The sequence below is a fragment of the Streptomyces sp. NPDC048002 genome (genome assembly GCF_040653275.1).
Lineage (GTDB): Bacteria > Actinomycetota > Actinomycetes > Streptomycetales > Streptomycetaceae > Streptomyces.
This window is the reverse complement of record NZ_JBEZNL010000031.1, coordinates 13,138-38,441: the sequence shown is the minus strand read 5'-3', so window position 1 is coordinate 38,441 and position 25,304 is coordinate 13,138. Positions and strand designations below refer to the sequence as shown.

The following is a 25,304-nucleotide window of genomic DNA, read 5'->3' as shown; positions in this document are numbered from 1 at the left end:
TCGGCGGGGGGTGAGGGGAAACCGTTTCACGGGCATGGGTTGGCGCCCCATAGGATTGGGCTCAAACCACACACACTCACCCCAGAGGATCGCTGCATGCCTGGCATCACGCGCGAGGAGGTCGCCCACCTCGCCCGGCTGGCGCGTCTGGAGCTGAAGCCCGAAGAGCTCGAACACTTCGCGGGACAGCTGGACGACATCATCGGCGCGGTCGCCCGCGTCAGCGAGGTCGCCGACCAAGACGTACCGCCGACCTCGCACCCGCTCCCGCTGACGAACGTCATGCGGGCGGACGAGGTCCGTCCGTCGCTCACCCCCGAGCAGGCGCTCTCCGGCGCCCCGGCCCAGGAGCAGCAGCGTTTCAAGGTGCCGCAGATCCTGGGGGAGGACTAATCACCATGACGGACATCATTAGGCTCACGGCCGCCGAGACCGCCGCGAGGATCGCCTCCGGCGAGCTGACGGCCGTCCAGGTCACCGAGGCCCACCTGGCCCGGATCGAGGCCGTCGACGAGAAGGTGCACGCCTTCCTGCACGTCGACCGCGAGGGCGCGCTGGCGCAGGCCCGCGCCGTGGACGCCAAGCGGGAGGCCGGCGAGAAGCTCGGCCCGCTCGCCGGTGTGCCGCTCGCGCTGAAGGACATCTTCACCACCGAGGGCATTCCGACGACCGTCGGCTCCAAGATCCTCGAAGGCTGGATCCCGCCGTACGACGCCACGCTCACCAAGCGTCTGAAGGCCGCCGATGTCGTCATCCTCGGCAAGACCAACATGGACGAGTTCGCCATGGGGTCGTCGACGGAGAACAGCGCCTACGGGCCGACCGGCAACCCCTGGGACCTGACGAAGATCCCCGGCGGCTCCGGCGGCGGTTCCTCCGCGGCCCTCGCCTCCTTCCAGGCGCCCCTCGCCATCGGCACCGACACCGGCGGCTCGATCCGCCAGCCGGCCGCCGTCACCGGCACGGTCGGCGTCAAGCCGACCTATGGCGCGGTCTCCCGGTACGGCATGGTCGCCTTCTCCTCCTCCCTCGACCAGGGCGGCCCCTGCGCCCGTACGGTCCTGGACGCGGCCCTGCTGCACGAGGTCATCGCCGGGCACGACCCGCTGGACTCCACCTCCATCGACGCCCCGGTCCCGCCGGTCGTCGAGGCCGCCCGCAACGGCAGCGTCGCGGGCATGCGTGTCGGCGTGGTCAAGCAGTTCCGCGGCGAGGGCTACCAGGCCGGCGTCATCCAGCGCTTCGACGAGTCGGTCGCGCTGCTGAAGGAGCTGGGCGCCGAGATCGTCGAGCTGGACTGCCCGTCCTTCGACCTCGCGCTGTCGGCGTACTACCTGATCGCGCCGTCCGAGTGCTCCTCCAACCTCGCCCGCTTCGACGGCCTGCGCTACGGCCTGCGGGCCGGCGACGACGGCAGCCGCTCGGCCGAGGAGGTCACCTCCCTCACCCGTGAGGCGGGTTTCGGCCCCGAGGTCAAGCGCCGCGTCATCCTCGGCACGTACGCCCTGTCGAGCGGCTACTACGACGCGTACTACGGCAGCGCCCAGAAGGTCCGCACCCTCATCACGCGGGACTTCGAGAAGGCGTTCGAGCAGGTCGACGTGATCGTCTCGCCGACCACCCCGACCACCGCCTTCGCGATCGGTGAGCGCGCCGACGACCCGATGGCGATGTACCTCGCCGACCTGTGCACCATCCCGACCAACCTCGCGGGCAACGCGGCCATGTCGCTGCCGTGCGGTCTGGCGCCGGAGGACAACCTCCCGGTCGGCCTCCAGATCATCGCCCCCGCGATGAAGGACGAGCGCCTGTACAAGGTGGGCGCCGCCGTCGAGGCCGCCTTCGTGGAAAGGTGGGGGCACCCGCTTCTCGAGGAGGCTCCGTCGCTGTGAGCAAGCTGTCCAAGGCCAAGGACTTCAAGAGGTCCAAGTCCGGTACCTACCTGTCGATGGCCACCACCGCGTTCGGCGCGATCGGTGTCGCCAAGCAGATCAAGAAGGCCCGTGCCGACCAGGACACGCTCCGGCTGATCGACGCCACCGTCTCCGCGGTCGCCGTCGTCACCGGCCTGGCCATCCTGTACCGCGAGCTGAAGCGGCTGGGCGACGACGACGTCCTGCTGGGCTGAGAGGGAAGTTTCACCGTGACCACCACGACCGACCTGGTGTCGTACGAGGACGCGCTGGCGTCGTACGACCCCGTCATGGGCCTTGAGGTCCATGTCGAACTCGGCACCAAGACCAAGATGTTCTGCGGTTGTTCGACCGCGCTCGGCCAGGACGCCAACACCCAGACCTGCCCGGTCTGCCTCGGCCTGCCCGGCGCGCTGCCGGTCGTCAACGCGACCGGTGTCGAGTCCGCCATCAAGATCGGCCTCGCGCTCAACTGCGAGATCGCCGAATGGTGCCGCTTCGCCCGGAAGAACTACTTCTATCCGGACATGCCGAAGAACTTCCAGACCTCCCAGTACGACGAGCCGATCGCCTTCAACGGCTACCTCGACGTGCAGTTGGAGGACGGCGAAACCTTCCGGGTGGAGATCGAGCGCGCCCACATGGAGGAGGACACCGGCAAGTCGACGCACGTCGGCGGCGCCACCGGCCGTATCCACGGCGCGTCCCACTCCCTGCTCGACTACAACCGCGCCGGCATCCCGCTGATCGAGATCGTCACCAAGCCGATCGAGGGTGCGGGCGAGCGCGCTCCGGAGGTCGCGAAGGCGTACGTCCGCGAGCTGCGCGAGCTCATCAAGGCGCTCGGCGTCTCCGAGGCCCGCATGGAGATGGGCCAGATGCGCTGCGACGTGAACCTGTCGCTGCGCCCGAACGGCACCGACAAGTTCGGCACCCGCTCGGAGACGAAGAACGTCAACTCGCTGCGGTCCGTGGAGCGCGCGGCCCGCTTCGAGATCCAGCGGCACGCGGCCGTGCTGTCCTCCGGCGGCACGATCATCCAGGAGACCCGCCACTTCCACGAGGACACGGGGTCCACGACCTCGGGCCGCGTGAAGGAGGAGGCCGAGGACTACCGGTACTTCCCGGAGCCCGACCTCGTCCCGGTGGCGCCCTCCCGCGAGTGGGTCGAGGAGATCCGCGCGGCGCTCCCCGAGCTGCCGCTGGCCCGCCGCACCCGGCTGCTGGCCGAGTGGGGCATCTCCACCACCGAGATGCAGGCGATCCTGAACGCCGGCGCGCTGGACTCGATCGTCGCCACGATCGACGCCGGCGCCGACGCGGCCTCCGCCCGCAAGTGGTGGATGGGTGAACTGGCGCGCAGCGCCAACGAGTCGGGCACCTCGCTCGACGAGCTGGCGATCACGCCGACGCAGGTCGCGCGGGTCACCGAGCTGGTCACCAAGGGCGACCTGAACGACAAGCTGGCCCGTCAGGTCATCGAGGGCGTCCTCGCGGGCGAGGGCACCCCGGACGAGGTCGTCGACAAGCGCGGTCTGAAGGTCGTCTCCGACGACTCCGCGCTCGGCACGGCCGTCGACGAGGCCATCGCCGGCAACCCGGGCGTCGCGGACAAGATCCGCGGCGGCAAGGTGGCCGCGGCCGGCGCCCTGGTCGGCGCGGTCATGAAGGCCACCCGCGGTCAGGCCGACGCCGCCCGCGTCAAGGAGCTGATCCTGGAGAAGCTGGGCGTCAGCGAGGGCTGAGCCCCCGGCACGCGCGCCGCGGCCCCGGAGGACCCGTCCTCCGGGGCCGCGGTGTCAGGCGCGGCGGCCCACGAGCCGTACGAAGCCCAGGGTGCGGCCCTCGTCGGCCCGGAGCGCCTCGGCGACCCGGGCGGCCGCCTCACGGTGCCACTGGTCCGGGCTCTCCGCGGCGATCACCTCGCACCACAGCAGCCAGTCCCGCCAGCCGTCCGGCTGCCAGTCCGCCGTCTCGACCTCGACGGCCCCGCTGCGGGTCCAGTGGCGCCGCCACCAGTCGGCGGAGTGGAAGCACCACCAGTCGGGCTCCCACCACTTCCTGAGGTGCTCCGGCGGTTCGTCGCCCGCCGGTTCCTCCTTCACCGCCGGCACCACCACCCCGATCCGGCCGCCCGGCTTCAGCAGCCGGGTCAGCGTGGGCAGGTAGAGGTCGTCGGTGCCGAAGTACTGGTAGGCGTCGATGCTCACGATCGCGTCGAAGCCCGCCTCGGCGAACGGCAGGTCATGGGCCTCGGCGTGCACCGGCAGCACCCGGTCGGCGAAGCCGGCCTCGGCGATCCGCCGGGCGTTGTCGTCGGGCGCGACCCAGAGGTCGGCCGCGGTGACCTGGGCGTCGTACTCCCGGGCCAGGAAGACGGAGGTCATGGCCCGGCCGCAGCCCAGGTCCAGGACGCGGGCGCAGGGGCGCAGCGCGTCCAGGCCGAGCGCGGGCGCGAGCCATTCCAGCAGCCACAGGGCGTTGGGGCCCATCTGGTTCTCGACGACCCAGCGGACGTCGTAGTGGTTGCTGCGGGGGTAGCGGGCGAGCGTCAGCCGCTCGGTGAGGTCATCCTCCGAGGGCCTCGCCGTCGGCGGGGTGATGTCTGGCATCGGTGAACGGGCTCCTTGAGTCCGGGGAAGCGGAAGGGGATACGGAGGAGCTCGGCCGGACGCTCAAACAATGCACCTGCTTCGGCCGGCGGCGGGCTGCCGCGGGAACGGGCGACGCCGGGACGCCAGCAACCCGGCACCCGGCTCCGCAGCGGGTTTCTCAGGGTGACCCGCTACGCTCGCCCGCCATGAGTGGACGCCCCGACTCCGAGCACACCGCGGACCTGGAAGAGGTGCCTCTCGTGGAACCGGGCGAGGCGGATGAAGGGGACGAGCCGGACGAGCCGGACGAGCCGGAAGGGCTGGATGAGCCGGCCGAGCCGGAGGAGCCGGCCGAGGCGGAGGAGCCGGCCGAGCCGGAGGAGCCGGCCGAGGCGGATGGGCTGGACGTGCCGAATGAGCCGGATGAGTCAGATGACCCGGACGATCCGTACGACGACGCCCGGCGGGCCCGCCGGGCGGCGGTGGCCACCGGCGCGCTGGCCCTGGCCGGGCTCTCCGCCGCGGCGCTCCGCGTCACCGGCTCCGCCCCGGCGCTCGTGCCGGCCGCCTACGCCCTCGGCGGCGCCGTCTGCGTGCTCGCGGCCCTCCTGGGCTCCCGGGGCCGTACCCGGCGGGCGCTGTGGCTGCTGATCACCGGGGTGACCGTGATGGCCCTCGGAGACCAGTTCGACTGACCTGACAGCACGACCGTTACTGTCCTGTGATCTGCCTCCCACTCCTGTGAATAAGCCCACGAACGCCGCAATCGATCACTTTCGCCTGTAACAGTGGCTTTGCATTGCTCATGCGTTCTTTGCGGGCTGTTCCACTACTGGACCACTGATCCCGGTCAAAGATCCACACATCACCCCTGGGAGCAAGGTTCGTGGCAGCCCTCGCACGCTGGTGTGTCCAGCGCCGCCTCGTCGCCGTCCTGCTGTGGCTCCTCGCTCTCGGCGGGGTGAGCGCCGCGGCCTTCGCCACGGGCGCCGCCTACTCCAACGACTACGAGGTCGCCGGCACCGAGTCGGGCCGCGCCACCGAACTCCTCCGGGACGGTTTCCCCGACCTCGGCGGCGACAGCGACACCGTCGTCTGGCACACCGACTCCGGCACCGTCCGCGCCGCGGACGTCCAGCAGACGATGACGCGGACCCTGGACGAGATCGCCGAACTGCCCGGCGTGGCCTCCGTGACCGGCCCCTACGACGGCCAGGACACGGCCCTGATCAGCGCGGACGGACACACCGCCTACGCCACCATCACCTTCGAGGACCGGGCCGAGGACATCGACCGCGCCGAGGCGCAGGCCGTCGTGGACACCGCGAAGGACGCCGAGACCGACGGGCTCCGGGTCGAGCTGGGCGGCACCGCCTTCGGGCTCACCGAGTCCTCCGGCGGGCATCTCGCCGAGGTGGTCGGCGTGGCCGTCGCCGCGGTCGTGCTCTTCCTCGCCTTCGGTTCGCTCGCCGCCTCCCTGCTGCCCATCGCGACCGCCCTGGTCAGCGTCGGCACCGCCTACGCCGGGACCGTGCTGCTCGGCCACTTCATGACCGTCGCCGACTTCGCGCCCATGCTCGGCATGCTGATCGGGCTCGGCGTCGGCATCGACTACGCGCTGTTCATCGTCACCCGGCACCGGCGCGGCCTGAAGCGCGGCCTGCCCGTCGCGGAGTCGATCACCAACGCCGTCGCGACCACCGGACGCGCGGTCGTGTTCGCGGGTGCCACCGTTTGCATCGCCCTGCTGGGCATGCTGATCCTGCGGCTGAACTTCCTCAACGGCGTCGCCATAGCGGCCTCGCTGACCGTGGTGCTCACCGTCGCCGCCTCCGTCACCCTGCTGCCCGCCCTGCTGTCCTTCATCGGTATGGGCGCCCTCAGCCGCCGCGAGCGGCGCAGGCTGGCCGAGCACGGGCCGCAGCCGGAGCTGCCGACCGGTCTCGCCGCCCGCTGGTCCGCGTTCGTGGAGCGCCACCCCAAGCTGCTCGGCGCCCTCGCCCTGGTCGTCATCACGATCCTCGCCCTGCCCACGCTCTCCCTCCGGCTCGGCACCTCCGACCAGGGGAACAACCCGCAGTCCAGCACCACCCGGCAGGCCTACGACCTCCTCGCCGACGGCTTCGGCTCCGGCGTCAACGGCCCGCTCACCCTCGTCACACCCGTCGACGGCGGCGACGACAAGCTCGCCCTGGACAACCTCGACGCCACCCTCCGCGCCACCGAGGGCGTCGCCTCGGTGACCCCGGTCACCTTCAACACGGCCGGCGACACCGCCTACCTCACCCTCGTCCCCGACTCCTCCCCGCAGTCCGACCGCACCAGCGACCTCGTCGAGCGGCTGCGCACCGAGGTGCTGCCCCGCGCCGAGACCGGCACCTCGCTCGATGTGCAGGTCGGCGGCGTGACCGCCGGCTACGACGACTTCGCCGACGTCATCGTCGGCAAGCTGCCCCTGTTCGTGGGCGCCGTCGTCGGCCTCGGCTGTCTGCTGCTCCTGCTCGCCTTCCGGTCCATCGGCATCCCGCTGAAGGCCGCGGTGATGAACATCGCCGCCGTCGCCGCGTCCTTCGGGATCGTCGTCGCCGTCTTCCAGTGGGGCTGGGGCAGCGAACTGCTGGGCCTCGGCCGGGCCGGGCCGATCGAACCCTTCCTCCCCGTGATCATGGTGTCGGTCCTCTTCGGGCTCTCCATGGACTACCAGGTCTTCCTGGTCAGCCGGATGTACGAGGAGTGGCTGGAGACCGGTGACAACCGGCGGGCGGTACGGGTCGGCCTCGCCGAGACGAGCCGGGTGATCAACTCGGCCGCCGTCATCATGATCTCGGTGTTCCTCGCCTTCGTGCTCAGCGGCGACCGGGTCATCGCCATGTTCGGCATCGCGCTCGCCGCCGCCGTGGCCCTGGACGCCTTCGTCCTGCGCACCCTGCTCGTCCCCGCCCTGATGCACCTGCTCGGCGGCGCCAACTGGTGGCTGCCGCGCTGGCTGGAGGCCCGCCTTCCGCGTATCAGCATCGAGGCGCCCGAAGTCCGCGCCGGTCATGAGAGGCTGGCCGACGTCGTGGAGGAGTTCGAACAGGAGCGGCGGGACGATGTACGCGATATCGCTGGGTGACGACGGCGCCGAATTGAGGCCGCTGGAGCCCTGGCACGCCGAGGAGTTCCTCGCGCACCTCGAACGCGGCCGGGACTTCATCAACCGGTACGTGCCCTTCGCCTCCAAGGCCCAGGACACCGCCGGCGCCCGCGAGGTCCTCCAGCGCTACGCCGACATGCGCGCCGCCGACACCGGCTCCCTGCACGGCCTGTGGCTGGACGGGAAGCTCGTCGGCGGGGTGCTCTTCCTGAACGTCGACGCCGACGCTCTCAACTGCGAGGTCGGCTGCTGGCTGGAACCGGCCGGCACCGGACGCGGACTCGTCACCCGAGCGATGCGGGTGCTCCTGGACTTCGCCTTCGGGCCCCGGGGCATGCACCGCGTGGAATGGCACGCGGCCTCGGCCAACGAAGCCAGCCTCAACGTGGCCCGGCGGCTCGGCATGACCCGCGAGGGCGTGCTGCGCGAGAACTGGCCGCACCGCGGGGTCCGCCACGACACCGAGATCTGGGCGATCCTCGCCCCCGAGTGGCACGCCGCACGCGCGCGTACCGCTCACAACGATCATTAAGAAACCTCTCAGACAGCGTCCGTACGGTGCGAGACATGGGAACGAAGACAGTGGACGAGACGAAGACCGCCCAGAAGCCGGAGGCCGTCGAGGCCACCGAACCCCAGAACGTCGAGGAGACCGAAGCCGAGGTCCTCCACGACGGCAGCGACGAACTCGACGAACTCGACGGCCTCGGCGAGGTGCCGGCCGAGAAGGAGGGCACCTCCTTCGTCGGCCAGGGCGCCGCGGCGGTCGTCGCCGCCGCCCTCGGCCTGGTCTCGCTGACCGGCAGCTGGGTCGGCACGGTGGCCTCCGCCCGCGAGGAGATCAACGGTCAGCTGGAGATGCAGGCCGCGTCGAACGCGACCGTCGCCACCCAGCTGGAGGCCGTCTACGGCGACGCCTGGCAGGCCACCGCGCTGTGGGGCGGGATCTTCGCCCTGGTCGCGCTGATCGTCGGCGTCGTGGTCCTGGCCCGGCCGGCCTTCGGCGCCCCGGGCAAGCCGCAGCCCGCCTGGATCAAGTCCGTCTCCTGGGCGGGCGTCGCGCTCGGCGTCGTCGGACTGCTCCTCGCGGTCCTCAAGTACACCGACGTCCTGCTCAGCCTGCCCTCCGTCTGAATCACCGCAGGTCCCGAGGGGTCCTAGTGCGTCCGTAAGCACCTTACGGACGCAACCGGGGCCCCTCAGCCGCGTCTAAGGCCCCACGAGCCGCCCAAGATGCGGAACTCTCCCGATGTGACGGACCCCCCTGGGAGCAGAGAGTTGAGTCATCGCAGCGAGCGAGGACCACACCACCGACTCTCCGCAGGGGACACCATGTTCGAGTACGAGCTCCACCACGTCCGTTCCGCCGAACTGATCCGCGAGGCACAGAACGAGCGGCAGGCCCGCGAGGCCCTCCGCGGCCGCCGCGCCGCCCGCCGGGAAGCCGCGCGACGGGCCGCCGAGGGCGAGGTGCATACCTCCCGCCGCGGCCGGCTCCGCTCCGCCCGCACCGCGTGAGCACCAGGGGAGTGCGGCGGGCGAACCTCCCCGCCGCACTCCCGAAAACCGGTGCCCCGCCGACCGGACCGCGTGCGATGCTCTGGCCCGTGGAGAGCCAGTCCGTCAGCCCGGTGTTCGTCGGCCGCACCGCCGAGTTGCAGACCCTGAACGACGCGCTCGCCCGCGCTGCCACTGGGGGCACCCCCCAGGCCACCGGCACCGCGGGCGAGCCACAGGCATTCCTCATCGGTGGCGAGGCCGGCGTCGGAAAGACCCGCCTCGTCGAGGAGTTCGCCCGCCGGGCGACCGCCGCCGGAGCCGTGGTCGCCCTCGGCGGCTGTATCGAGATCGGAGCCGACGGACTGCCCTTCGCCCCCTTCTCCACCGCCCTGCGCGCCCTGCGCCGCGCCCTCCCCGCCGAACTCGCGGCGGCCGCCGCGGGCCAGGAGGAGGAACTGGCCCGTCTGCTGCCCGAACTCGGCGAGACCGGCTCCGCCCGCTACGACGAGCACGGCACCGCCCGCCTGTTCGAACTCACCGCCCGCCTGCTGGAGCGCGTCACCGTCGACCGCACGGTCGTCCTCGCCCTGGAGGACCTGCACTGGTCCGACGCCTCCACCCGCCATCTCCTCGCCTACCTCGTCCGCACCCTGCGCTCCGGCCGCCTGGTCGTCCTCGCCACCTACCGCTCCGACGACATCCACCGCCGTCACCCGCTGCGCCCCCTGCTCGCCGAACTCGACCGGCTCCGCACGGTCCGCCGCATCGAACTCGACCGCTTCAACCGCGCCGAGGTCGCCCGCCAGATCGCCGGCATCCTCGCCGCGGAACCCACCCCGGCCCGGGTCGACGAGATCTTCGAACGCTCCGACGGCAACGCTTTCTTCGTCGAGGAACTCGCCGTCGCCGCCCACGAGGGCTGCCGCACGGGTCTCACCGACTCCCTGCGCGATCTGCTCCTGGTCCGGGTGGAGGCGCTCCCGGACTCCGCCCAGCGGGTCGCCAGGATCGTCGCCGAGGGCGGTTCCACCGTCGAGCACCGGCTGCTGGCCGCCGTCGCCCGGCTCGCCGAGGACGACCTCATCGAGGCACTGCGGGCCGCCGTCAACGCCGGCATCCTCACCCCCGCGGCGGACGGCGACGGCTACCGCTTCCGCCACTCCCTGGTCCGCGAGGCCGTCGGCGACGACCTGCTGCCCGGCGAGCGCTCCCGCCTCAACCGCGGCTACGCCGAGGCCCTGGAGAGCGACCCGGGCCTCGTCCCCGCCGACGAACGGGTCATGCGGCTGGCCAGCTACTGGTACCACGCCCACGACCCCGCCAAGGCGCTGCCCGCCGTCCTGGACGCCTCCGTCACGGCCCGCCGCCGGCACGCCTACTCCGAACAACTGCGGCTCCTGGAACGCGCGATGGAGCTGTGGGAGGCCGTGCCCGCCGAGGTACGGGCGACCCTGCGGCCCGTCGACTACACCGAGGTCTATCCCCCCTGCGGCTGCGACCCCGCCACCGCGCCCCTGCGCTATCTCGACCTGATGGCCGAGGCCGCCGTGGCCGGACGGCTGTGCGGCGAACGGGAACGCGCGCTGAAGATCACCAAGCGGGCGCTGCACCTGCTGGAGACCGAGGGCGACCCGCTGCGCACCGCGTGGTTCTGGATCCAGCGCTCCCGGCTGGTCCAGGCACAGGCCCGCGGCGACGGCTGGGAGGAGATCGCCACCGCGCAGGAACTGGTCCGCGGACTGCCGCCCTCCGAGGTGCACGCCGAGGTGCTGGCCACCGTGGCCTCCTGGGCCATGGTCCGGGCGCCGGGCCCCGACGCGATGACCGCGGCCGAGCGGGCCGTCGAGTACGCCCGCATGGTGGGCGCCACCGACATCGAGCTGAACGCCCGGCTCACCCTCGGAGTGCTCCTGGTCGACGCGGGCGACATCGACACCGGACTCGCCCTGATGCACGGCGTCCGCGAGGAGGTGGTGCCGCTCGGGCTGCCGTCCGTGCTGGGCCGCGCCCACATCAACCTCGCCTCCGTCCTCGAAGGGATCGGCCGCTCCGACGAAGCGGTGGACGTCCTGCGCGCGGGCCTGCGCCTCGTCCGGGACCGGGGCCTGACCGACTCCGAGGCCTGGCTGTGGGCCAACCTCGCCGAGTCACTGACCTCCCTGGGCCGCTGGGACGAGGCCGTCGAAGCCGCGGTCGGCGCGCGGCGGACCGGGCAGGTCGCCAAGCCGCGCGGCTGCGCCGCCCGCTGCCTGGCCCGGATCGCGCTGGACCGCGGCCGGCCCGACGAGGCGGCCCGCCACCTGGCCGAGGGCCGCGCCTCCTACGGCGACCACGACCCCATGCCGCAGAACAACCTCCCCCTGGACCGGCTCACCATCGCCCTCGCCGCCGCGGAGGGCCGCCTCCTCGACGCCCGCGCCGAACTCACCCGCACCCTGGAGTTCGGCTTCCAGCCCGGCACCCAGCGCTACGCCTGGCCCCTGCTGCTGACCGCCGCGGCCGCCGAGGCCGACGCCCGGGACCTGCCCGCCGCCGAGGCAGGCCGCGCCGAGGCACTGGCCGGCATCCGCGAGGCGATGAAGACCCTCACCACCGACGTCCCCGTCTGGCGCGCCCACGACCACTGGGTCCGCGCCGAACTGGAGCGGGCCGAGGGCCGGGTCGCTGTGGACCTGTGGTGGACGGCCGTCACCGCCTTCGAACAGCTCCAGCACCCCTACGACCTCGCCCGGGTCCGCCACCGTCTCGCCCAGGCCCTGCTCACGACGGGCGGCGACGAGGACCGCGCCTCGGCCGCCGAACTGCTCCGCCTGACGTATGCGGTCGCCGACCACCTGGGCGCCCGCCCCCTGGCCGAGGAAGCCGCCTCGCTGGCCCAGCGGGCCCGGCTGTCCCTGGTACCCGAGGCCCGCCGCCCCTCGGCCGACGACCTGGGCCTGACCAGCCGGGAGCACGACGTCCTCCGTCTGGTCGCGGCCGGCCGCACCAACCGCCAGATCGCCGAGGAACTCTTCATCTCCCCGAAGACAGCGAGCGTCCATGTCTCCAACATCCTCGCCAAGCTGGGCGTCGCCGGACGGGGAGAGGCCGCGGCGGTCGCGCACCGGACAGGGTTGTTCGAGAAGGGGGAAGGCGAGAGGGCACCAGTCGGTTGAGTATCGGCGGGGGCACCTCGGCACCGGGGCGCGCACCCGGCCGGGCACTGAGGAGGGACAGCGATGTTCAACGCCTTCGAGGAACTGTTCGCACCGGGCCGCAAGCACACCCGTGACGAGCAGAACCGTCTGGAGCTGACCCGCGTGGACGTGGGGGACGGCGACCCCGGGCGAGGGCCGATAGACCTCTCCTCCGGGAAGGTCGTCGTCCGGAGGCCGGCGCCGGGGGACCGGGGCACGGCCGGGGAGGACGACGGGACCGGGACCGGGCCGGGCGACTGAGCGGCGTTCCTACCTCACCTTCACCTCAAGGATCCTGTCGTCCCCGCCCGCCGGGGAGCCCCGGCCGTCCGTCTCGCTGGTCACCAGCCACAGTCTGTCGCCGCCGGCCGCGACCACCGTGCGCAGTCGGCCGTACTCGCCCTCCAGGAACGCCTGGGGCTCCGCCGAACTCTCCGTGCCCTTCAGCGGGATGCGCCACAGCCGCTCTCCCCGCAGGCCCGCCATCCACACCGAGCCCTCGGCGAAGGCGATACCGCTGGGCGACGCGTCGTCCGTCGCCCACTGGGCTATCGGGTTGTGGTACGCCGGATCGTCCGACTCGCCCTCCACCTCGGGCCAGCCGTAGTTGTCACCCGGCTTGATCGCGTTCAGTTCGTCCCAGGTGTCCTGGCCGAACTCGGCGGCGAACAGCCGTTGTTCGCGATCCCAGGCCAGGCCCTGCACATTGCGGTGGCCGTAGGAGTACACGGGGGAGTCGGGGAACGGGTTGCCCGGCGCGGGCTCGCCCTCCGGGGTCATCCTGAGGATCTTGCCGCCCAGCGACTCCTTGTCCTGGGACAGCCCTTCCTCGCCGCTCTCACCCGTCCCCGCGTACAGCATCCCGTCCGGGCCGAAGGCGATCCGGCCGCCGTTGTGCACGAAGCCCTTCGGGATGCCTCTGAAGACCGTGTCGGGGGCGCCCAGTTGCTCTCCGGCCGGCTTGTCCGTGTCGTAGAGCATGCGGACGATGCGGTTGTCGGAGGCCGAGGTGAAGTAGGCGTAGACCATGTGGTCCGAGGCGTAGTCCGGGGAGAGCGCGAGGCCCATCAGACCGCCCTCGCCGGCCGGGGAGACCCCGGGCACCTCGCCCAGCTCGGTCTGCTCGCCGGTCTCCGTGTCGACGCGGGTGACGGTGCCCTCGTCGCGCGAGGAGACCAGCAGGCCGCCGTCGGGGAGCGGGGCGATCCCCCACGGGGACTTCAGGCCCTCGGCGACCGTCCGCACGACCTCGGCCGAGCCCTTCGCGGGCGGAGCCTCCTCGGTCGCCCCGGACGAGGGCGGTGCCACCGCGGACGAGCCGCTCGACGCGGTGGCGCCGCCGCCGGACGGCTCTCCTTCCCCGTCGGAGGAGCACCCGGCCGTCAGCAGGAGCGCGGCAGCGGCCCACACGGCCGTCACAGCTCGACGTTGCACGATCTTGGTCCCTTCGACGCGGCGACTTCTACCTGTCATACACCGCCCGCGCCCCACAGGTTCCCGATCACCGCCCCCCGAACCACGATCAACCGACCGAGCCCCCCGACACCGCCCGCCGAGGACGGCGCCGATAGGCGGCCCCGCGAGCCGGTAAGCGGCCCCGCGAGCCGGTAAAGGCGGCCCAGCGCCGCCGCCTGCCAAGGGACCGGCACCAGACCCCGGCGGCGACACCGCCCCCGAGGAATCCGGCGCAGCCCCCCGTCCCCCCTCAGTCCCAGGACCCCCGTGCCCCCGGCAGTGTGCCCAGTTCGGTCAGGTCGGGCGGGGTGAGCCGCAGTCCCGCCGCCCCCGCGTTCTCGGCGACCCACCGTTCCCGCTTCGCCCCGGGCACCGGGACCACGTGCCGGCCCTGCGCCAGGACCCAGGCCAGCGCCACCTGGGCCGGGGTGACCCGCTCGCCGTGGCGGCGGGCGACCCGGCGCAGACCGGCCACGATCGGCTGGTTGGCCGCCATCATCTCCGCCGTGAACCGGGGATGCCGGGCGCGCAGGTCGTCGCGCTCGAAGCCCTCGCCCGGGGTCAGCGTGCCGGTGAGGAAGCCATTGCCGAGCGGCATCGCGGCCAGGAACCCGATGCCGCGCGCCGCGCACCACGGGAGCAGCGCCTCCAGCGCCTCCGGGGACCACACCGACAGCTCCGCCTCGACCGCGCTGACCGGGAAGACCTGCTGCATCCGCCGCAACTGCCGCAGCGTGCTGTCGTGCAGCCGCGCCCCGGACCGCCGCCCGCCGCGCGCGCCCACCGCGCACACGCCCAACGCCCGTACCTTTCCGGCCTGTACGAGCTCCGCCATCGCGCCCCACGTCTCCTCGACCGGGACCTCGGGGTCGGCGCGGTGCAACTGGTACAGGTCGATCACATCGGTCTGGAGCCGCCGCAGCGACGCGTCGCAGGCCCGCCGCACATAGCCGGGACGGCCGTTGGCCACGATGTGCTGCTCACCGACGAGGAGTCCGACCTTGGTCGACACGAAGGCGTCCGGCCGGCGCTCCTTCAACACCCGCCCCAGCAGCAGCTCGTTGGTGAACGGCCCGTACATGTCCGCCGTGTCCAGCAGCGTCGAGCCCAGATCGAGCGCCCGGTGCACCGCCCTCAGCGACTCGTCCCCACGCTGCCGCGACCCGCTGTACGCCCAGCTCATCGGCATGCATCCGAGTCCGACAGCCCCCACCGCGAGCGCCGCCGCGCCGATCGTCCTGCGCTCCACCTGGCCGTAACCCTCCCTCTTCCGCCACCCCAACCTAACCTCTGCCGTCCGGGTGGCCTGACATAGCCTCCTGACCATGACTCCTGACGTGTGGCTTCCCATCCCCCCGGACGAGATCGAGGGCCTTCCCGAGGGGCCCGACTACCTCTTCTGGGACGGCGCCGAGGACTTCCCCGCGGACCCCGCCGGGTGCGCCTTCTACGTCGTCCCCTACATGAAGTCACCCGAGGTGGGGCAGCGTCCGCTGCCCCGGATGAGCTCCGTCGAGGTCGTCCAGACGCTCTCCGCCGGCACCGACCACATCGAGCCGGGCCTCCGGCACCTGCGTCCCGGCGTCGCGCTCTGCAACGCGCGCGGGGTGCACGAGGCGAGCACCGCCGAACTCACACTCGCCCTGATCCTCGCCTCGCTGCGCGGCATCCCGGACTTCGTGCGCGCCCAGGACAAGGGGGAGTGGCAGGGCGGATTCCGGCCCGCCCTGGCCGACAAGAGCGTGCTCATCGTGGGGTACGGGTCGATCGGCGCCGCCATCGAGGACCGGCTCGTGCCGTTCGAGGTCGCGCGGGTGGCGCGCGTCGCGCGCTCCGAGCGCACCACGGAGCGCGGTCCGGTGCATCCACTCACCGAACTGCGCGCCCTGCTCCCGGAAGCGGACGTCGTCGTCCTGTCCACGCCCCTCACCGAGGCCACCCGGCACCTGGTCGACGCCGACTTCCTCGCCCGGATGAAGGACGGTGCCCTGCTGGTCAACGTGGCCCGCGGCGGTGTCGTGGACACCAAGGCCCTGCTGGCCGAGGTGGAGACGGGGCGCATCACCGCGGCGCTGGACGTCACCGACCCCGAACCGCTGCCCGCGGGGCACCCGTTGTGGCAGGCGCCCGGCGTCCTCGTCAGTCCGCACGTGGGCGGCCCCACGTCCGCCTTCCTGCCGCGCGCGAAGCGTCTGCTGAGGGACCAGTTGAGCCGTTTCGTGAACCGCGAGCCGTTGCGCAACGTGATCCTTACGACGGGTGGCCCCGGCGGCCCGTCGACCGACGCGACAGCCCCGTAGTCCGGTTCGGGTACCCTCCGCGACCACTCGAACGCTTTGCGTACCCGCATCCTCGCTGGTCGTCACGGAGCGTAGAGAACCTATGTCCCTGAGTGACGAGACTGGTGTATCGTCCCGACAGGGGCTGCGCCGCGCACCGTTCGGCGCCGGGGATGGACATTTCAGACTGTGAGGGGGGCGACGGGCGATGCACGGCCTATGGACAAGCGATCCGACGCGGCGGGGCCGCCGGCGACGACCCTGGCGCACCAGCGCGCGCAGACGGAGCCACCACACACAGCAGGGCGGCCGGCAGAGCCATCAGCGCCGGCCCGGCGGTCGCCGGAGGCAGGCGCTCCGGGACCCGCGGGACCGCGGGGCGGCACGGACCGGGAGGGACCGGTGAGCTCGCCGCCTCCCACGACCACCCTCAACGGGGCCTTCCGGGCCCGGCCCGCACCGGGCGTAGTGGCCGGTCCCCCGGCCTCGGGCGGCGGGACCGGTGTGCTGCCCCAACTCGTCCTGGCCCTGGTCTGCGCGGGATACGCCGTCGGTTCCGCGCTCGGCTGGGGTTCGGACCAAGTCGCGCTGATCATGGGGGACTTCGGGCTCAGTGTCGCGGCGGGCGCCGCCGCCGTGTCCTGCTTCCTCTACGCCCGCGACCGCCGTATCCGCTTCCGTCCCGCCTGGCTGCTGTTCGCCCTCTCGTCCCTGATGGCCGCCCTCGGCAACCTGGTCTGGGGGTGGTACGAGGTCGTACTCGGGCGACCCGTGCCCAGCCCGAGCTACGCGGACGGCTTCTTCCTCTGCTTCGCCCCGCCGGCCATCGTGGGCCTGCTGGTGCTCGCCAAACGCCCGGTGACCAAGGCGGGTTGGGTCTGTCTCGGTCTGGACGCCTGGCTGATCGGCGGCTCCCTGCTGACCCTCTCCTGGAGTCTCGCCCTCGCGCAGACCGCGGCGGAGTCGGAGACGGCGAGCGTGGCGCACACCGCGCTGTCGCTGGCCTATCCGATGCTGGACATCGCCCTGGTCAGCATGGTGCTCGCGCTGCACTTCCGGCGCTCGTCGGTGAACCGCACGGCGATCAACACCGCGATCGGCGCCCTGGCGCTGACCGTGATGTGCGACGCCCTGTTCACCTCGCCGCTGATGCACAACGACTACCGCTCAGGCCAACTCCTCGACGCGGGCTGGTTCGCGGGCTCGCTGCTGCTCGCCTACGCCCCCTGGGCCACGCCCCGCGAGGCCGAACGGTACGAGGGCGAGCGGCACTCGCGGGTGGTCCGCGAGCACCTGCCGGGGGAGCGGGGCGGCGACCACCCGCAGCCGCCCGCGCCGGGAGGTGATCACAGCCGGTACCCGGTGGCCCGCCCCATCGCCGGCTCGCTCGCCGCTCTCACGCCCTATCTCGCCGCCGCCGTCTGCACGTTGGGGATCCTCTACAACGTCCTCAACGGCCGCAGCGTCGACCGCGTCGTGCTCATCACCGGCGGCACCGTCGTGCTCGCCCTCGTGATGCGCCAGGGCATCATGCTGCTCGACAACATCACCCTGACCCAGGAACTGGCCCAGAAGGAGAACCACTTCCGCTCCCTGGTGCAGGGCTCCAGCGACGTGATCATGATCGCCGCACCGAACGGCATCCTCCGCTACGTCTCCCCGGCCGCGGCCGGGGTCTACGGCCGCCCCGCCGAGGAGCTGGTGGGAACCGAACTCGCCAACCTCATCCACCCGGAGGACCTGGGCTGCGTGGTGCACGAGGTGCGCCGCTTCCTCGCCGCCAGCCCCCTGGAGGAACCCACCACGCGCATCGAGTGCCGGTTCAGGTCCGGCGGTGGGGGCGCCTCCCGCCCGGGCGAGGCCGAGCGTGGGGGAGGCTGGCTGAACGTCGAGTCCACCGTCAACCGCCACCACGGCGGCCTGATCTTCAACAGCCGGGACGTGACCGAAAGAGTGCGCCTCCAGGCGCAGCTCCAGCACAACGCCGAGCACGACCCGCTCACCGACCTGCCCAACCGTGCCCTGTTCACCAAACGGGTCCAGCAGGCCCTCTCCGGACGCCGCGCCTCGGACCGCGGCGCCGCCCTGCGCGGCACGGCGGTCCTCTTCATCGACCTCGACGGCTTCAAGGCCGTCAACGACACGATCGGGCACCAGGCCGGGGACGAACTCCTCGTGCAGGCCGCCAGACGGCTCCAGGAGGCGGTGCGGCACGGCGACACCGCTTCCAGACTCGGCGGCGACGAGTTCGCCGCGCTGATCGTCGGGGACGGCACCCGGGACCGCGCCGCCCGCGAACGGCACATCCTGGAGCTCGCCGACCGCCTCAGGGTCACCCTGTCCCAGCCGTACGTCATCGACGGCAACGATGTCCGGGTCGCCGCCTCCATCGGCGTCTCCTTCGCCGAACCCGGACTCGGCGCGGGTGAGCTGCTGCGCAACGCCGACCTCGCGATGTACCGGGCCAAGGGCGCGGGCAAGGGCCGGGTCGAGCTGTACAAGCCGCAGATGCAGCAGGACGTCGTACGCAAGGCGGAGCTGGTCACACGGCTGCGGGCGGCGCTGCACGACGGCGAGTTCGCGCTGCTGCACCAGCCCGTGGTGCGGCTGGACGACGGCCGGATCACCTCCGTCGCCGCGCAGGCGCGCTGGCGGTCCTCGCAAGGGGTGCTGTTCACGCCGGCCGAGTTCCTCCGGGTCGCCGAGGACAGCGACAGAACCGCCGAGCTGAGCCGGTGGATGCTCCACGAGGCCGTGGAACAGGCCGCCGAGCGCTGCGCCACGGGGCTGACGATGCCGGTGGGCGTCCGGATGAGCGCGCGCCGGGTGCTGGACCGCTCGATGCCCCTGGACTCGATCGAGGCCCTGCTCACCCGGCACGGGCTCCCCTCGGGTTCGCTGGTGATCGAGGTGGCCGACACCGACGTACGGGTGTCGTTGGAGGAGCTGGAGCGCCGGCTGGCCGCCCTGCGCAGGATGGGGGTCCGGATCGCGCTGGACGGCTTCGGCAGCGGCAGCGCGGCCATCGTGGCGCTGCGCAGACTCCCGGTCGACATCCTCAAGCTGGACCGAGGGCTGGTCGAGGGCGTCGTGGAGTCGGCGCGGCTGCACAAGATCACCAGCGGTCTGCTGCGGATCGCCACCGACCTGGGCCTGCAGTCGGTGGCCGACGGGGTGGACCTGCCCGAGCAGGTGGTGGCGCTGCGCGCGATGGGCTGCACCCACGGTCAGGGCATGGCGTTCTCCGGTCCGCTGGACGAGTACCGGCTGCGCAGAGCGCTCGGATCCGGCCATTATCCGGTCCCGCACGGGCCGGTGGAGCCCGCGTTCGCCGGCCTGTCGGGCGAGCCCAAGGGGCGCGTCGCGGCCGAGGGCGCGTGGGCGCCGGCCCGCTCCACCGACGGCGACGGCACGGGCGCGCGCAGGCCCGAAGGGTTCAGCGCGGTCGTGGCCTCCACTCCGACAGCGACCCCCGGGAGGTGAACGCGATCGCGCTCGGGGCCGGGGAGGTGTACACCGGAGGGGTGCCCACGACACGCCGGGACAGACCCAGTCGCCGCCCATATGTTGAGACTCCCGTCCCACCACCTTGACACGCGGTGTGTGCCGGGGGGAGGGTCAGTGCCATGCGCACCCGAATTCTCGTACTTGGAAAGCGCGTCGGCTGACGCTGAGCCCCAGAACGCTCAGCGACCCACTCCCGGCGCGCTCCCCTCGCTTGCCTTACGGCACGAGGGGTTTTTTGTTGCACAGGCACCTGCCGAGCAGCAGTCGTACACCGCACAAACTTCGCAAAAACCCTCAGCATCGAGAAGAGAATGCCGATGACCGAGCAGGCCACCGGGGCCCATCATCCGCAGCCGCGGCCCCGTTCCGGAGGACAGCCGTCCGCGCCCGAGCACGTCACGGGAGCGCAGTCCCTCATTCGCTCTCTCGAGGAGGTCGGCGCCGACACGGTATTCGGTATCCCCGGCGGCACGATCCTGCCGGCGTACGACCCGCTGATGGACTCCACCCGGGTGCGCCACGTCCTGGTCCGGCACGAGCAGGGCGCCGGCCACGCCGCGACCGGCTACGCGCAGGCCACCGGCAAGGTCGGCGTCTGCATGGCGACCTCGGGTCCCGGCGCCACCAACCTGGTGACGCCCATCGCGGACGCCAACATGGACTCCGTGCCGCTGGTCGCGATCACCGGCCAGGTGGTCTCCAAGGCGATCGGCACCGACGCCTTCCAGGAGGCGGACATCGTCGGCATCACCATGCCGATCACCAAGCACAGCTTCCTGGTGACCAAGGCCGAGGACATCCCGCGGATCATCGCGCAGGCGTTCCACATCGCCTCCACCGGCCGCCCCGGCCCGGTGCTGGTGGACATCCCCAAGGACATCCTCCAGGCGCAGACCACCTTCTCCTGGCCGCCCACGATGGAGCTGCCCGGCTACCGCCCGGTCACCAAGCCGCACGCCAAGCAGATCCGCGAGGCCGCGAAGCTGATCACGGCGGCCAAGCGCCCGATCCTCTACGTCGGCGGCGGCGTCCTCAAGGCGCAGGCCACGGCCGAGCTGAAGGTCCTGGCCGAGCTGACCGGCGCGCCCGTCACCACCACCCTGATGGCGCTCGGCGCGTTCCCCGACAGCCACCCCCAGCACCTGGGCATGCCCGGGATGCACGGCTCGGTGGCCGCCGTCACCGGCCTCCAGAAGGCCGACCTGATCGTCGCCCTCGGCGCCCGTTTCGACGACCGCGTCACCGGCAAGCTGGACAGCTTCGCGCCGTACGCCAAGATCGTGCACGCCGACATCGACCCCGCGGAGATCGGCAAGAACCGCGCCGCGGACGTGCCGATCGTCGGTGACGCCCGCGAGGTCATCGCCGACCTGGTCCAGGCCGTGCAGAAGGAGCACAGCGAGGGTCACCGCGGCGACTACGAGGCCTGGTGGAAGGACCTCTCCCGCTGGCGCGACACCTACCCGCTCGGCTACGACCAGCCCGAGGACGGCTCGCTCTCCCCGCAGCAGGTCATCGAGCGCGTCGGCCAACTGGCCCCGGAGGGCACGATCTTCGCGGCGGGCGTCGGCCAGCACCAGATGTGGGCCGCGCACTTCATCGAGTACGAGAAGCCCGCCACCTGGCTCAACTCCGGCGGCGCCGGAACCATGGGCTACGCGGTCCCGGCCGCGATGGGCGCGAAGGCCGGAGCCCCGGACCGGACCGTCTGGGCGATCGACGGCGACGGCTGCTTCCAGATGACCAATCAGGAACTGACCACCTGCGCCCTGAACAACATCCCGATCAAGGTCGCCATCATCAACAACGGCGCCCTCGGCATGGTCCGCCAGTGGCAGACCCTCTTCTACAACCAGCGCTACTCCAACACCGTGCTGCACAGCGGCCCGGAGGCCGACGGCAAGCAGCCCAGCGCCGGCACCCGCGTCCCCGACTTCGTCAAGCTGTCGGAGGCCATGGGCTGTTACGCGATCCGCTGCGAGGACCCGGCCGACCTGGACAAGGTCATCGAGGAGGCGAACTCGATCAACGACCGTCCGGTCGTCGTCGACTTCATCGTCCACGAGGACGCGATGGTGTGGCCGATGGTCGCCGCCGGCACCTCCAACGACGAGATCCTGGCCGCCCGGGACGTCCGCCCCGACTTCGGCGACAACGAAGACGACTGAGCGAGAGAGACGTAAAAGATCATGTCCAAGCACACGCTCTCCGTCCTGGTGGAGAACAAGCCGGGCATCCTGGCCCGGATCGCCGCCCTGTTCTCGCGCCGCGGCTTCAACATCGACTCGCTCGCCGTGGGTGTCACCGAGCACGCCGACATCTCCCGCATCACGATCGTCGTGAGTGTCGACGCGCTGCCCCTGGAGCAGGTCACCAAGCAGCTCAACAAGCTCGTCGAGGTGCTCAAGATCGTCGAGCTGGAGCCGGCCGGCGCCGTTCAGCGCGAACTCGTTCTGGTGAAGGTGCGCGCCGACAACGAGACGCGCTCCCAGATCGTCGAGATCGTCCAGCTGTTCCGCGCCAAGACCGTCGACGTCTCCCCGGAGGCCGTGACCATCGAGGCGACCGGGTCCAGCGACAAGCTGGAGGCGATGCTGAAGATGCTGGAGCCCTTCGGCATCAAGGAGCTCGTCCAGTCCGGCACCATCGCGATCGGACGTGGTGCGCGTTCGATCACGGACCGGTCGCTGCGCGCACTCGACCGGTCGGCATAACAACGGATCCGGGCGGCCGCGAAACACCGGCCGCCCGCATACCGAGACCCCAGAACTTCCCTTCCGCCCGCCGTCATACGGTGGGACGCAACACCTGCACACAAGGAGAGAACCCAAAGTGGCCGAGCTGTTCTACGACGCCGACGCCGACCTGTCCATCATCCAGGGCCGCAAGGTCGCGGTCATCGGGTACGGCAGCCAGGGCCACGCCCACGCGCTGTCGCTCCGTGACTCGGGTGTCGACGTCCGCGTCGGTCTGCACGAGGGCTCCAAGTCCAAGGCGAAGGCCGAGGAGCAGGGCCTGCGCGTGGTGACCCCCGCCGAGGCCGCCGCCGAGGCCGACGTCATCATGATCCTCGTCCCGGACCCGATCCAGGCCCAGGTCTACGAGGAGCACATCGCCCCCAACCTGAAGGACGGCGACGCGCTGTTCTTCGGCCACGGCCTGAACATCCGCTACGGCTTCATCAAGCCCCCGGCCGGCGTCGACGTCTGCATGGTCGCCCCCAAGGGCCCGGGCCACCTGGTGCGCCGTCAGTACGAGGAGGGCCGCGGCGTTCCCTGCATCGCCGCCGTCGAGCAGGACGCCACCGGCAACGCCTTCGCGCTCGCCCTGTCCTACGCCAAGGGCATCGGCGGCACCCGCGCCGGCGTCATCAAGACCACCTTCACCGAGGAGACCGAGACCGACCTCTTCGGTGAGCAGGCCGTCCTCTGCGGTGGCACCGCCGCCCTGGTCAAGGCCGGTTTCGAGACGCTGACCGAGGCCGGCTACCAGCCGGAGATCGCGTACTTCGAGTGCCTGCACGAGCTGAAGCTCATCGTCGACCTCATGTACGAGGGCGGCCTGGAGAAGATGCGCTGGTCGATCTCCGAGACCGCCGAGTGGGGCGACTACGTCACCGGCCCGCGGATCATCACCGAGGCCACCAAGGCCGAGATGAAGCAGGTCCTCGCCGAGATCCAGGACGGCACCTTCGCCCAGCAGTGGATGGACGAGTACCACGGCGGTCTGAAGAAGTACAACGAGTACAAGCAGCAGGACTCCGAGCACCTGCTGGAGACCACCGGCAAGGAGCTGCGCAAGCTCATGTCGTGGGTGAACGAGGAGGCGTAAGCCTCAAGATCACAGGGCCGGGGAGAACGCCCCGGCCCTGTTGTCCACCTCGTCCAGCCACGGACGAGTGATCCTTACGCGGAGGCGCAAGACGCCCTCCACCACGGCACTACACTCCCGTACTACATACGCGTCAGGCCCACAGCGTCGTGCGTCTTCCACGCGGCCCAGCGACACCGAACGACGTGGGAACCCACCCCCACTTCTCCGGCGCCGCTCCCCCTCCACCGCCTGCGGCCGTCGGGACGGCCGTCCGCATCGGACATGTGAGGACTCACGTGAGCTCGAAACCCGTCGTACTCATCGCTGAAGAGCTGTCGCCCGCGACTGTGGACGCCCTTGGCCCGGACTTCGAGATCCGCCACTGCAACGGCGCCGACCGGGCGGAACTCCTCCCGGCCATCGCCGACGTGGACGCGATCCTGATCCGCTCGGCCACCAAGGTCGACGCCGAGGCCATCGCCGCCGCGAACAAGCTCAAGGTCGTCGCACGAGCCGGCGTCGGCCTGGACAACGTCGACGTCTCCGCCGCCACCAAGGCCGGCGTGATGGTCGTCAACGCCCCCACCTCCAACATCGTGACCGCCGCCGAGCTGGCCTGCGGTCTGCTCGTCGCCACCGCCCGCCACATTCCGCAGGCCAACGCCGCGCTGAAGAACGGCGAGTGGAAGCGCAGCAAGTACACCGGTGTGGAGCTGGCCGAGAAGACCCTCGGTGTCGTCGGCCTCGGCCGCATCGGCGCCCTCGTCGCCCAGCGCATGTCCGGCTTCGGCATGAAGGTCGTCGCCTACGACCCCTACATCCAGCCCGCGCGTGCCGCGCAGATGGGTGTGAAGGTGCTGTCGCTGGACGAGCTGCTGGAGGTCTCCGACTTCATCACCGTCCACCTGCCGAAGACCCCGGAGACGGTCGGTCTGATCGGCGACGAGGCGCTGCGCAAGGTCAAGCCGAGCGTGCGCATCGTCAACGCGGCCCGCGGCGGCATCGTCGACGAGGAGGCGCTGTACTCCGCCCTCAAGGAGGGCCGGGTCGCCGGCGCCGGTCTCGACGTGTACGCGAAGGAGCCCTGCACGGACTCCCCGCTCTTCGAGTTCGACCAGGTCGTCGCCACCCCGCACCTCGGCGCCTCCACCGACGAGGCGCAGGAGAAGGCCGGTATCGCCGTCGCCCGCTCGGTGCGCCTCGCGCTCGCCGGTGAGCTGGTCCCCGACGCGGTGAACGTCCAGGGCGGTGTCATCGCCGAGGACGTCAAGCCGGGTCTGCCGCTCGCCGAGCGCCTCGGCCGGATCTTCACGGCGCTCGCCGGTGAGGTCGCGGTCCGCCTCGACGTCGAGGTGTACGGCGAGATCACCCAGCACGACGTGAAGGTGCTCGAACTCTCCGCGCTCAAGGGCGTCTTCGAGGACGTCGTCGACGAGACGGTCTCCTACGTCAACGCCCCGCTGTTCGCGCAGGAGCGCGGTGTCGAGGTACGGCTGACGACCAGCTCCGAGTCGGCCGACCACCGCAACGTCGTCACCGTGCGCGGCACGCTGGGCAGCGGCGAGGAGGTCGCGGTCTCCGGCACTCTGGCCGGCCCCAAGCACCTCCAGAAGATCGTCGCGGTCGGCGAGTACGACGTCGACCTCGCGCTCGCCGACCACATGGTGGTGCTGCGCTACGAGGACCGTCCCGGTGTCGTCGGCACCGTCGGCCGGGTCTTCGGCGAGGCGGGCATCAACATCGCCGGGATGCAGGTGTCCCGCGCCGTCGCCGGTGGCGAGGCCCTCGCGGTGCTGACCGTGGACGACACCGTCCCCGCCGCCGTGCTGGCCGAGGTCGCCGAGGAGATCGGCGCGACGTCCGCGCGCGCGGTGAACCTGGTCTGAGACCGTCGTAGCCCGGGGGCCGCGGCCCCCGGGCTACGACGTCGG

General features: G+C 71.7%; 20 protein-coding genes. 17 read left to right on the top strand and 3 right to left on the bottom strand.

What is annotated here, in order from left to right; translation table 11 throughout:
- Positions 1-96: 96 nt before the first annotated feature.
- Genes gatC through gatB form a run of 4 tightly spaced genes read left to right on the top strand, consistent with a single transcriptional unit; the run spans position 97 to position 3,658 of the window.
- On the top strand, positions 97-393 hold the full coding sequence (gene gatC, locus AB0E07_RS29430; RefSeq protein WP_007384860.1) for an Asp-tRNA(Asn)/Glu-tRNA(Gln) amidotransferase subunit GatC: 297 nt from the start codon (positions 97-99) through the stop codon (positions 391-393).
- A gap of 5 nt (positions 394-398) precedes the next feature.
- On the top strand, positions 399-1,892 hold the full coding sequence (gene gatA / locus AB0E07_RS29425; protein ID WP_362258738.1) for an Asp-tRNA(Asn)/Glu-tRNA(Gln) amidotransferase subunit GatA: 1,494 nt from the start codon (positions 399-401) through the stop codon (positions 1,890-1,892).
- Entirely contained in the window at positions 1,889-2,128 is a 240-nt protein-coding gene (locus tag AB0E07_RS29420) for a hypothetical protein (RefSeq protein WP_362258735.1), read from the top strand. Before gatA ends, AB0E07_RS29420 begins: the two co-directional genes overlap by 4 nt.
- 15 nt (positions 2,129-2,143) lie before the next feature.
- The gene (gene gatB / locus AB0E07_RS29415) at positions 2,144-3,658 is read left to right on the top strand and encodes an Asp-tRNA(Asn)/Glu-tRNA(Gln) amidotransferase subunit GatB (protein ID WP_362258732.1); all 1,515 of its coding nucleotides are present in this window, start codon (positions 2,144-2,146) and stop codon (positions 3,656-3,658) included.
- Between the two features lie 54 nt (positions 3,659-3,712).
- On the opposite strand, the gene AB0E07_RS29410 is transcribed toward gatB, so the two are convergent.
- The gene (locus AB0E07_RS29410) at positions 3,713-4,525 is read right to left on the bottom strand and encodes a methyltransferase domain-containing protein (protein ID WP_362258729.1); all 813 of its coding nucleotides are present in this window, start codon (positions 4,523-4,525) and stop codon (positions 3,713-3,715) included.
- 188 nt (positions 4,526-4,713) lie between these two features.
- Here AB0E07_RS29410 and AB0E07_RS29405 point away from each other — a divergent pair, with 188 nt between their 5' ends.
- From AB0E07_RS29405 to AB0E07_RS29375, 7 genes are all read left to right on the top strand, one after another.
- Complete coding sequence (locus AB0E07_RS29405) at positions 4,714-5,202, top strand: hypothetical protein (RefSeq protein ID WP_362258726.1); 489 nt, start codon at positions 4,714-4,716, stop codon at positions 5,200-5,202.
- Positions 5,203-5,393: 191 nt separating this feature from the next.
- Entirely contained in the window at positions 5,394-7,622 is a 2,229-nt protein-coding gene (locus tag AB0E07_RS29400; protein WP_362258723.1) for an MMPL family transporter, read from the top strand.
- Positions 7,600-8,175, top strand: coding sequence for a GNAT family protein (locus tag AB0E07_RS29395; protein ID WP_362258720.1), 576 nt, complete (start codon positions 7,600-7,602; stop codon positions 8,173-8,175). The genes AB0E07_RS29400 and AB0E07_RS29395 overlap by 23 nt, the downstream gene beginning before the upstream one ends.
- Before the next feature lie 35 nt (positions 8,176-8,210).
- The gene (locus AB0E07_RS29390) at positions 8,211-8,777 is read left to right on the top strand and encodes a hypothetical protein (protein WP_362258718.1); all 567 of its coding nucleotides are present in this window, start codon (positions 8,211-8,213) and stop codon (positions 8,775-8,777) included.
- A 198-nt stretch (positions 8,778-8,975) separates the two neighbouring features.
- Complete coding sequence (locus AB0E07_RS29385; RefSeq protein ID WP_362258715.1) at positions 8,976-9,161, top strand: hypothetical protein; 186 nt, start codon at positions 8,976-8,978, stop codon at positions 9,159-9,161.
- Between the two features lie 77 nt (positions 9,162-9,238).
- A complete protein-coding gene (locus tag AB0E07_RS29380) occupies positions 9,239-12,298 on the top strand; it encodes an AAA family ATPase (protein ID WP_362258712.1) in 3,060 nt (1,019 codons plus the stop codon).
- 63 nt (positions 12,299-12,361) lie between these two features.
- Complete coding sequence (locus tag AB0E07_RS29375) at positions 12,362-12,580, top strand: DUF6191 domain-containing protein (RefSeq protein ID WP_362258709.1); 219 nt, start codon at positions 12,362-12,364, stop codon at positions 12,578-12,580.
- Positions 12,581-12,589: 9 nt separating this feature from the next.
- On the opposite strand, the gene AB0E07_RS29370 is transcribed toward AB0E07_RS29375, so the two are convergent.
- Positions 12,590-13,792, bottom strand: a complete 1,203-nt coding sequence (locus AB0E07_RS29370; RefSeq protein WP_362258706.1) for a PQQ-dependent sugar dehydrogenase — start codon at positions 13,790-13,792, stop codon at positions 12,590-12,592.
- Between the two features lie 232 nt (positions 13,793-14,024).
- The gene (locus AB0E07_RS29365) at positions 14,025-15,023 is read right to left on the bottom strand and encodes an aldo/keto reductase (protein WP_362258703.1); all 999 of its coding nucleotides are present in this window, start codon (positions 15,021-15,023) and stop codon (positions 14,025-14,027) included.
- Between the two features lie 76 nt (positions 15,024-15,099).
- Here AB0E07_RS29365 and AB0E07_RS29360 point away from each other — a divergent pair, with 76 nt between their 5' ends.
- The 6 genes from AB0E07_RS29360 to serA all read left to right on the top strand — a co-directional run bounded on the left by AB0E07_RS29360 (position 15,100) and on the right by serA (position 25,259).
- Positions 15,100-16,074, top strand: a complete 975-nt coding sequence (locus tag AB0E07_RS29360; RefSeq protein ID WP_362258700.1) for a 2-hydroxyacid dehydrogenase — start codon at positions 15,100-15,102, stop codon at positions 16,072-16,074.
- 381 nt (positions 16,075-16,455) lie between these two features.
- Positions 16,456-19,536 carry an EAL domain-containing protein gene (locus AB0E07_RS29355; protein WP_362258697.1) on the top strand — a complete coding sequence of 1,027 codons (3,081 nt, stop codon included), beginning with the start codon at positions 16,456-16,458 and terminating at the stop codon, positions 19,534-19,536.
- 341 nt (positions 19,537-19,877) lie between these two features.
- Positions 19,878-21,728, top strand: coding sequence for an acetolactate synthase large subunit (locus AB0E07_RS29350; RefSeq protein ID WP_362258695.1), 1,851 nt, complete (start codon positions 19,878-19,880; stop codon positions 21,726-21,728).
- 21 nt (positions 21,729-21,749) lie between these two features.
- Positions 21,750-22,274, top strand: coding sequence for an acetolactate synthase small subunit (gene ilvN / locus AB0E07_RS29345; RefSeq protein WP_362258692.1), 525 nt, complete (start codon positions 21,750-21,752; stop codon positions 22,272-22,274).
- 118 nt (positions 22,275-22,392) lie between these two features.
- Positions 22,393-23,391 (top strand): ketol-acid reductoisomerase, encoded by a 999-nt coding sequence (gene ilvC, locus AB0E07_RS29340; protein ID WP_362258689.1) that lies wholly within the window; start codon positions 22,393-22,395, stop codon positions 23,389-23,391.
- Positions 23,392-23,669: 278 nt separating this feature from the next.
- Positions 23,670-25,259, top strand: a complete 1,590-nt coding sequence (gene serA, locus AB0E07_RS29335) for a phosphoglycerate dehydrogenase (RefSeq protein WP_362258686.1) — start codon at positions 23,670-23,672, stop codon at positions 25,257-25,259.
- The last annotated feature ends 45 nt before the right edge of the window (positions 25,260-25,304 follow it).